The following is a 1843-nucleotide window of genomic DNA, read 5'->3' as shown; positions in this document are numbered from 1 at the left end:
GCCTGGCGACGGTTCTGGCGAGCCCACGGGCGCTGGCGCAGATGAAGATGGACGACATGCCGAACATGGACTCCATGCCGGGCATGGACATGGGCGGCCATACCGGACACGACATGGGCACGATGGCGCAAGGCGCAGTCACCCTGCCCGAAGGCCAGCCGTTGCGTGAGCTGCCGCTGCTGGCCAACGAGGCCGGCCGGCCCGACCTTTTCAAGGCGCGGCTGACAGCATCGCCTGCCACGGCGCGTTTCGCCGAAGGGCAAGACACGCCGATCCTCGCCTATAACGGCACGAGCCCCGGGCCGCTGATCGAGGCCTTCGAGGGCGACCGTGTCGAGATCACCTTCGCCAACCGCATCGATGGCGAGGCAAGCACCATCCACTGGCACGGCATGCCGGTGCCGGCCGACCAGGACGGCAATCCGATGGATCCGGTGGCGGCGGGCACCGAGCGCGTTTATGCCTTCGATCTGCCGGAAGGCTCGGCCGGCACCTACTGGTACCACCCGCATCCGCACGGCAGGACGGCCGAGCAGGTCTATCGCGGCCTGGCCGGCGCCTTCGTCGTTAAGGCCAAGGCCGATCCTGTTCCGGCCGAATATGGCGACACGGTGCTGGTGTTCACCGACCTCAGGCTCGCCGCCGACGGCTCGATGCCCGCCAATTCGATGAGCGATCTGATGAACGGCCGCGTCGGCGACCATGTGCTGGTCAACGGCCAGAAGAACCCCAGACTTGCCGTGGCGAAGGGTGCGAAACGGCGCCTGCGTCTCTACAACGCCACCAATGCGCGCTTCCTGAAGCTCGCCTTCGACGGCGCTCCGATGACGATCATCGGGACGGATGGCGGGCAGCTGGCGGCGCCAGTGGCGGCCGACGAGATCCTGCTCAGCCCGGGCGAGCGCATCGAGCTGGTAGTCGCCTTTGACAACCCCGGACCCATCACTCTGTACACGCTCGACTACGATCGCGGCTGGATGGGCACCGGCCGCCCGGCCGATGCGGGGCTGACGCTGCTGACCGTTGACGTCTCCCAAGAAACGGGAGAAGCGATGCCGCCGATACCGGCGCGGCTGCGCCCAATCGCGCCGCTTGCCGCCCCCGCGCTCTCCCGGCGCCTCGTCCTCACCGAGACCATGGCGATGAACGTCACCGGCATGGAGATGGGCTTCCTGATCAACGGCAAGGCCTTCGACATGGGACGCGTCGACATCGTCGGCAAGGCCGGCGAGACCGAGCTCTGGGAGATCGTCAATCGGGCCGACATGGATCATCCCTTCCATGTCCACGGCACGCAATTCCAGGTGATCGAGCACGAGCGCGACGGCAAGGTCTCCAAGCCGCCCTTCCTTGCCTGGAAGGACACCGTCAACGTGGCGCGCGGCGAGACGCTGCGGCTGCTGTTGCGCCAGGAGCGGCCCGGCCGGCGCATGTACCACTGCCACATCCTCGAGCATGAGCAGCTCGGCATGATGGGCGTGCTCGACGTCACGGCATGAGAACCGGCGTCGCGTCCAGAGCGGCGATGCTGGCGCTCGCCGGCTCGCTCGTCCTGTCCTCGCCGCTGGCCGTGGCCTCGGGCGACGCGGTTGTTGCGGCCCGCCAGGCCTCGATGAAGGCGATGGCGGCGGCGGCGAAGACCGTAGCCGAGATGTTCGACGGCAAGCGCGCCTATGACCCAGCCGGCTTCAAGGCGGCGGCCGAGGCGCTGCGCGCCCGCACCGGTTCTGCCCTGATCGGCGAATTCCCGGCGGGCACGCTCGGCGCGCCTTCCGGCGGCAAGGCGGCGATCGACCAGGCGCGGCCGGAATTCGAGGCGCTCGCCCGCCATATCGGCGGGGAC

At 68.6% G+C, this 1843-nt stretch carries 2 protein-coding genes; both read left to right on the top strand.

Annotated features, from left to right (window positions below):
• The first annotated feature begins 2 nt into the window (after positions 1–2).
• Positions 3–1499, top strand: a complete 1497-nt coding sequence (locus tag EN781_RS31715) for a multicopper oxidase family protein (RefSeq protein WP_245492701.1) — start codon at positions 3–5, stop codon at positions 1497–1499.
• A partial coding sequence (locus EN781_RS31710; RefSeq protein ID WP_145965757.1) for a cytochrome c occupies positions 1496–1843 on the top strand: 348 nt, incomplete at its 3' end. The genes EN781_RS31715 and EN781_RS31710, both read left to right, overlap by 4 nt.

This window comes from Mesorhizobium sp. M4A.F.Ca.ET.090.04.2.1, assembly GCF_003999085.1.
GTDB lineage: Bacteria > Pseudomonadota > Alphaproteobacteria > Rhizobiales > Rhizobiaceae > Mesorhizobium.
This window is presented reverse-complemented; position numbering and strand designations above follow the sequence as displayed.